Here is a 7,150-nt window from a genome sequence, read left to right on the forward strand (position 1 = left end):
CGTTCCTGGGCAATGTGTTCAACCACAAGGCGCATGACTTTTATGTGCGCCACGGTGTGAAGGTGATCGATGCGGCCTACGAGGCGCACGAAGAAGAAGGCGAAGTCAGCCTCATGATCACCAAGCACTGCGTGCGCTTTTCGATGAGCCTGTGCCCCAAGCAGGCCAAGGGCATCACCGGTGTGCAGGGCACCATCAAGGCCGAACCCTTGATGTTGATCAATGGCAAGGAGAAACTGACCTTGCGCTTTGACTGCAAGCCCTGTGAAATGCATGTGGTGGGCAAGATCAAGCGCCAGGTGCTGAACCAGGCCAAAGAGATCCCCCTGACCTTCTACAAAGCCCGGCCGCAGAACGCGCACTGACGCACTCGCGTGCGGCCTCTGTCCCGATTGCCGCATGCCCCCTTCTCAAGCCCCCCACCTGCATCCCGCCGAGGCCGTCGCTCAGGCACACGGCGTTGATCCTGATGCGGGCCTGCATGCCGACGAGGCCCAGCGCCGCAGCGCCACACACGGCACCAACGAGCTGGTGGCATCACAAGATCGCCCCTGGTGGCGCCTGCTGGCCGACCAGTTCAAGGACTTCATGGTGCTGGTGCTGCTGGGTGCGGCCGTCATCTCGGGGCTGGTGGGCGAGGTCACCGACACGCTGGTCATTCTCGTCATCGTGGTACTCAACGCTGTCATCGGCTTTGTGCAGGCCTGGCGCGCCGACCAGGCCATGGCGGCGCTGCGCCAACTGGCGGCGGCGCACGCCACCGTGCTGCGCAGCGGTGCGGTGCAGGTGGTGCCTGCCACCGTGCTCGTGCCCGGCGACATCGTGCTGCTGGAGGCAGGCAACCAGATCCCTGCGGACCTGCGGCTGATCGAGATTGCGCAGCTGCAGGTGGATGAATCGGCCCTCACGGGCGAGTCCGTCACCGTAGCCAAGCAGACGGAGGCCCTGGCGGCCGAGGATGTGGGCGCACTGGGCGACCGCACCAACATGGCTTTCAAGGGCACCACCGCCACGCATGGCCGCGCACGCGGCCTGGTGGTGGCCACCGGCATGCACACCGAGTTGGGCAAGGTGGCCACGCTGCTCGATACCGGCGATCGCAGCACGCCGCTGCAACTGCGCCTGGCGGCGTTTGGCAAGCGCCTGGCGATTGCGGTGTTGGGCATCTGCGCGGTGATCTTTGTGGTGGGCGTGCTGCGCGGCGAGGCGCCGCTGCTCATGGCCCTCACCACCATCAGCCTGGCCGTAGCCGCCATCCCCGAAGCGTTACCCGCCGTGGTTACCGTGCTGCTGGCCCTGGGCGCGCGCCGCATGGTGGCCGTACATGCGCTGGTGCGGCGCCTGCCGTCGGTGGAGACCCTGGGCTCGGTCACCACCATCTGCTCGGACAAGACGGGCACCCTGACGCAAAACCGCATGCACGCCGAGCTGCTGATGGCCCACGGCGTGCGCTGGGTGCCTGGCGACCCGCTGCCCGGCGCCGCCCATGCCGAGGCCCTGCGCGCCGCCGCGCTGTGCAATGACGCCACGTTGCAGGCACAGAACGGGGATGGCCAGCCAGGCAGTCATTGGCTTGGTGATCCCACCGAAACCGCGCTGGCGCTGGCGGCCCACGCAGGCGGCCTGGACAAGGCCCAACTGGACACCACATGGCCGCGCGTGCAGGAGCAGCCGTTTGACTCCGACCGCAAGCGGATGACCACCTTCCACCGCGATGCGCACGGGTTTGTGGCCTACACCAAGGGCGCGCCCGAATCGGTATTGCCCCGCTGCACCGCGCACTGGACGCCGGACGGCGCTGCCGCACTGGACGCCGCCAAGGTCCTCGCCACCGCCCAGCAGCTCGCCGCCCAGGGCCTGCGCGTGCTCGCCCTGGCGCGCCGCAGCCACCCGCGACTGCCCGACACCAACGACATAGACGCGGTAGAAAACCAGCTGGAGCTGCTGGGCCTGATCGCCCTCATCGACCCACCCAGGGCCGAGGCCCAGGCCGCCGTGCGCGACTGCATCAGCGCGGGCATCACGCCGGTCATGATCACCGGCGACCACCCTGCGACTGCGCGCGCCATTGCGCACCGCCTGGGCATAGTCACCAGCACCGACGCGCCCGTGCTGACCGGTGCCGACCTGGCCACGCTGGACGATGCCGCTTTGCGCGCCCAGGTCGAGCAAGTGCATGTGTATGCCCGTGTGGACCCGGCACAGAAGATCCGCATCGTCGAGGCGCTGCAGGCCCAGGGCCACTTCGTGGCCATGACGGGCGACGGCGTGAACGACGCCCCAGCCCTCAAGCGCGCCGACATCGGCATAGCCATGGGCAAGGGCGGCACCGACGTGGCGCGTGAGGCATCGAGCCTGGTGCTGCTGGACGACAACTTCGCCACCATCGTCGCCGCCGTGCGCGAAGGCCGCCGCATCTACGACAACATCCGCAAGTTTGTGCGCTACGCCATGACAGGCAACTCGGGCGAGATCTGGACCATCTTCCTGGCCCCGTTGTTGTTGCTGCCCATTCCGCTGCTGCCCATCCATATACTGTGGGTTAACCTCGTCACCGACGGCCTGCCCGGCCTGGCACTCGCGGCCGAGCCCGCCGAGCGCGGCATCATGCAGCGCCCGCCCCGCGCACCCCGCGAAAGCCTGTTTGCGCATGGCATGTGGCAGCACATTTTGGGCGTGGGCCTGCTGATTGGCGGGCTGTGCCTGGCGGTGCAGGCCTGGGCGCTGCACACCGGGCGCGAGCACTGGCAGACCATGGTGTTCACCGTGCTGACGCTGGCGCAGATGGCGCATGTGATGGCCATCCGCTCCGAATCCGAACCCATCTGGCGCCTGGGTATTTTCAGCAACCGCCCGCTGCTGGGCGCCGTGGCACTCACCTTCTGCCTGCAAATGGCCACTATCTACGTCCCCATGCTGAACCCGATCTTCAAGACCGCGCCGCTGACGCTGGAAGAGCTGGCTGTGTGCATTGCGGCAGCACTGGTGGTGGGGGTGGTGGTGGAGCTGGAGAAAGCCTGGCGCAGACGGCATCCGGAATCGTATTGAGCGAACAGCGGCCATGAGCGCGGCTTCTTCGCAAGGCCCCGCGCTGGCTTGGCGTGGGCATAGCCGCAGCGCATGTCTAGCTGCTCGCCAGTGGCAGGAACACACGCACTTCGGTTCCCTTGCCCATCGTGCTGTCGACCTCCAGCGCGCCATGGTGCAGGGCCACGATCTCCTTGACGATGCTCACACCCAGGCCCGTACCCTGGATGGAGCCCGACGCATCTGCCCGGTAAAACCGCTCGCCCACCCGCGCCAGTTGCTCGGGAGACAGGCCGATGCCCTGGTCGCGCACCGCCACCCAGACACCGCTTCGGCCGTCAACCGTGACCGCAGGCGCCAGCCCAGATGCCAGCGTTACCGACACCTCCCCGCCATCGGGCGAATACTTGTAGGCGTTGCTGAGCAGGTTGACCAACACGCGCCGCAGATGGGCCTGGTCGCCCACTACCTGTGACGGGCAACCCGGCTCCACCTGCAGCCGGGGCACGTCGCGCCCCTTGGGTACGTCAATACCTGCAATCACCTCGGCCGCCAGCTGTGCCAGGTCCAAAGGCTGGCGCTCCATGTCTGCGCCTTTTTCCGATTCCAGCCGGCCCAAGTTCAGCAGGTCGTCGATGATGCTCACCATGACGCAAGACTGGCGGTACACCACCTCCAGCGCTTGCGCGCGTCGGGCAGGAGGCATATCGCGGGTATGCATGAGTTCGACAAAGCCGAAGATGCTGGCCATGGGCGTGCGCAATTCGTGCGCAGCGGTGGTAAGGAACTCGCTCTTGAGGCGCTCCACCTCGCTTTCATGTGTCACATCGCGCAGGCACAGCACCGACTGCACCTGCGTCCCGCGCCCTTTACGCCATTGCAGTGCCAAGACACGGCGCACCGGTGTGGCCAGCGCGAGCAGGTAGCGCTGGCCCGTCCGCTCTGCGTCCGCGACGGCCTCCAGCGACCCCAGGTAGTGCCCGGGGGCGCAGCGCTGGTCCAGCACCTGCGCAAAAGCTTTTTCACCCAAGCCCATCACGTCGATCGCAGTGAGCGAGGTCAGGTGGGTAAATGCCGGGCTCACGTACACCAGCCGGCCGTCAACATCAAACGACGCGAAACCATCGGGGCTCAGGCCCAGCACGGCTTCCAGCTGCTCCTTGCTCTGGCGCAGCTGCGTGGCCAGGGTCGAGATCGCGTCCGAGATTGCCGCCATATCGTCCGTGTTGCGCGGCACCGCTGCGCCGCCATTGCCCTCAGTCATGTCAGAAAGGGTCTGGCGCAGGCTGGCAATGGCGACGAGGCGTACACGCAGCTCGGCCTGCATGGCGCTCTGCAGTTCGCGCCGCTCCGTCACGTCACGAACCGAGCCCACTACCCTGGTGGGCTTGCCCTTATCGTCGTGAAATGCCCTGCCTGCCATGTGAAACCACAGGTAGCTGCCATCGGCTTTGCGCAGCCTGAAATCAAGCTCGAACGGCGTACCCGCCTGCGTGTGCATCCAGATGGCCTCCATCACCGACGCGCGATCGTCGGGATGCAGGCAGTCCTCAAAAGCCGGAATGCCCGCGTCGAACTTCTGCGCTCTGTATCCCAGCCATCGCGGCAACGTCTCCGTTACAAAAAGCTGGCGCGACTTCAACCGGTAGTCCCACACGGCTTGATTGCTGCCCGCAACGGCCAGCTCGTAACGCTGCTCGCTGTAAGCCAGCGACTGTTCGTATCCGATGCTGCGGCGCACGCCGCCCCATGCGAGCACCAGCCCCACGCCCAGGAACACCACCGCCGTGGCGGCCATCACACCCAGCAATAGCCGCTGCATGAAACGGTTGGCCGCGCCCAGCGTGTCTGAAAACTGCTGTTGCAAAGGGGTCAGCGCTGCGTTGAGCAGCATGAGCTCGGCGATCAAAGGGCGCCGGGCCTGCTCGTCTTCGCAGCGCGCCTGCACCATCGCATCCAGCGTGTGCGCCACCGCGTCCATCTGCTGCAGCAGGCTATCGGCGCGCTCCCAGATGGCGAGCACCTCACGCAGCGGCCCAATATCGCCAAAATATCGCACGAGCCGGACCATGCCGGGTATGTCGTCGGTGTGGTTGCGCCCCTGCAGAAACCCGCGGCGGATCACCTCCATGTCGGGCTCAGCCTTGACCAGTTCGAGACGCGCGTTCCGGTCACCCATGGGAATGTCCATGGCCGCGCGGTAGGCCGCAAAGCTCTCGGGCCGGCAGTCGCGGTGGTAGGTGTACAACCACTGCACGGCGTCTTTTTGCCCCTTGGACCACAGGCTTTCGCCGCCCACGTAGGCCCGCCCGGCTGAAAGGAAGTGAAAACTGACCGCAGCCACCACCCAGAGCAACACGCCCGTCAAAAGGAACGGCCACACCAGACGCGACGTACGCCAGCTGACCTGCAGCGTCGGGACCTCCGAAGGAATGCTTGCGGCAGCTCGTCCATTCAGATCATTTTTCACATATTCAGCGACATGCTCCATGACGATTGATCGCTTTCCAAAGGTAAACAGCCGTTTATTGCAGCCTTGATAGAACCTCTTTTATATCATATATATCAATTAAATCATATCAAAAAGATTGCGGCGGAGACAGTGGTGCCTTGGGTCCGCGCATAAGCAAATGGACATTGCGTCGTTGAGACTGGGCCCGATCGCTGCAAGAATGCGGTGAAGCCAGCCCGTGGAGGCAGCGGCCTACACAATCCTGTTTACGCACCCGGAGAAACCCACCGATGAAGCTCGAAACCCTTGCCGTTCACGCCGGCTACAGTCCCGACCCCACCACCAAGGCCGTGGCCGTGCCCATCTATCAGACGGTGGCCTACGCGTTTGACAGCGCCCAGCATGGCGCCGACCTGTTCGATCTGAAGGTGCCGGGCAACATCTACACGCGCATCATGAACCCCACCACCGACGTGCTCGAAAAGCGCGTCGCGGCGCTGGAAGGCGGCATCGCTGCGCTGGCGGTGGCCTCGGGCATGGCTGCCATCACCTACGCCATCCAGACCATCGCCGAGGCGGGCGACAACATCGTCTCGGCCAGCACGCTCTATGGCGGCACCTACAACCTGTTTGCCCACACGCTGCCGCAGCAGGGCATCACCACGCGCTTTGCCGACCCGCGCGACCCCGCCAGTTTTGCGCAGCACATCGACGCGCGCACCAAGGCGATCTTTATCGAATCCATCGGCAACCCACTGGGCAATGTGACCGACATCGCAGCGCTGGCCAAGGTGGCGCACGACCATGGCGTGCCGCTGATCGTGGACAACACCGTGCCCAGCCCTTACCTGCTGCGCCCCATCGAACATGGCGCAGACATCGTGGTGCACTCGCTCACCAAGTACCTGGGCGGCCATGGCAACAGCGTGGGCGGCGCGATTGTGGACAGCGGCAAGTTCCCGTGGGCCGAGCACAAGGCACGCTTCCCGCGCCTGAACGAGCCCGACGTGAGCTACCACGGCGTGGTCTATACCGAAGCCCTGGGCCCCGCCGCCTTCATCGGCCGAGCACGCGTGGTGCCACTGCGCAACACGGGTGCGGCGCTGGCTCCGCTCAATGCGTTCCTCATCCTCCAGGGCATTGAAACCCTGGCGCTGCGCATGGACCGCATCTGCGACAACACGCTGGCCATTGCCCAATACCTGCAAAGCCATCCCAAGGTGGAATGGGTGCGCTACGCCGGCTTGCCCGACCACCCGGACCACGCGCTGGTGCAGCGCCAGTCGGGCGGCAAGGCCTCGGGCATCCTGAGCTTTGGCGTGAAGAACAGCGACGCCGATCCGCGGGCTGCCGGTGCGCGTTTTCTGGATGCGCTGCAGCTCTTCACGCGCCTGGTCAACATCGGCGATGCCAAGTCGCTGGCCACGCACCCCGCATCGACCACCCACCGCCAGCTCAACCCTGAAGAGCTGGCCAAGGCGGGCGTGAGCGAGGGCATGGTGCGGTTGTCGGTGGGTATCGAGCACATCGATGACCTGCAGGCCGACCTGGCCCAGGCGCTCGACAAGGTGTGATGTGCGGGTGGCCATGCGCCCCCAAAGCGCATGGCCAGGCACTCGTCACCACATTTTTGAGACTTTTCGCGCCCTAGCGGTAGTGGAAGATGCGATG

At 65.5% G+C, this 7,150-nt stretch carries 3 protein-coding genes and 1 pseudogene; 3 read left to right on the plus strand and 1 reads right to left on the minus strand.

What is annotated here, in order from left to right:
- Together ISS20_RS22150 and ISS20_RS22155 are read left to right on the plus strand one after the other, a co-directional pair.
- Positions 1–365 (plus strand): annotated as a pseudogene (locus tag ISS20_RS22150) (collagenase-like protease); the annotation flags it as partial.
- Between the two features lie 34 nt (positions 366–399).
- Positions 400–3,048: a cation-translocating P-type ATPase gene (locus tag ISS20_RS22155; protein WP_291439610.1), complete on the plus strand. Its 2,649-nt coding sequence runs from the start codon at positions 400–402 to the stop codon at positions 3,046–3,048.
- A gap of 76 nt (positions 3,049–3,124) precedes the next feature.
- On the opposite strand, the gene ISS20_RS22160 is transcribed toward ISS20_RS22155, so the two are convergent.
- A complete protein-coding gene (locus ISS20_RS22160; protein ID WP_291439611.1) occupies positions 3,125–5,386 on the minus strand; it encodes an ATP-binding protein in 2,262 nt (753 codons plus the stop codon).
- 383 nt (positions 5,387–5,769) lie between these two features.
- Between ISS20_RS22160 and ISS20_RS22165 the strand changes: the two genes are divergently transcribed.
- Positions 5,770–7,053, plus strand: coding sequence for an aminotransferase class I/II-fold pyridoxal phosphate-dependent enzyme (locus ISS20_RS22165; RefSeq protein ID WP_291439614.1), 1,284 nt, complete (start codon positions 5,770–5,772; stop codon positions 7,051–7,053).
- Positions 7,054–7,150 lie beyond the last annotated feature (97 nt).

This window comes from Acidovorax sp. (genome assembly GCF_016783915.1).
Taxonomy (GTDB): Bacteria; Pseudomonadota; Gammaproteobacteria; order Burkholderiales; family Burkholderiaceae_C; genus Acidovorax.

What these genes read in the sequence shown, in the direction of transcription:
- ISS20_RS22165 (WP_291439614.1), top strand. Translation starts at nt 5,770, where the DNA reads ATGAAGCTCGAAACCCTTGCCGTTCACGCCGGCTACAGTCCCGACCCC.
- ISS20_RS22155 (WP_291439610.1), top strand. Translation starts at nt 400, where the DNA reads ATGCCCCCTTCTCAAGCCCCCCACCTGCATCCCGCCGAGGCCGTCGCT.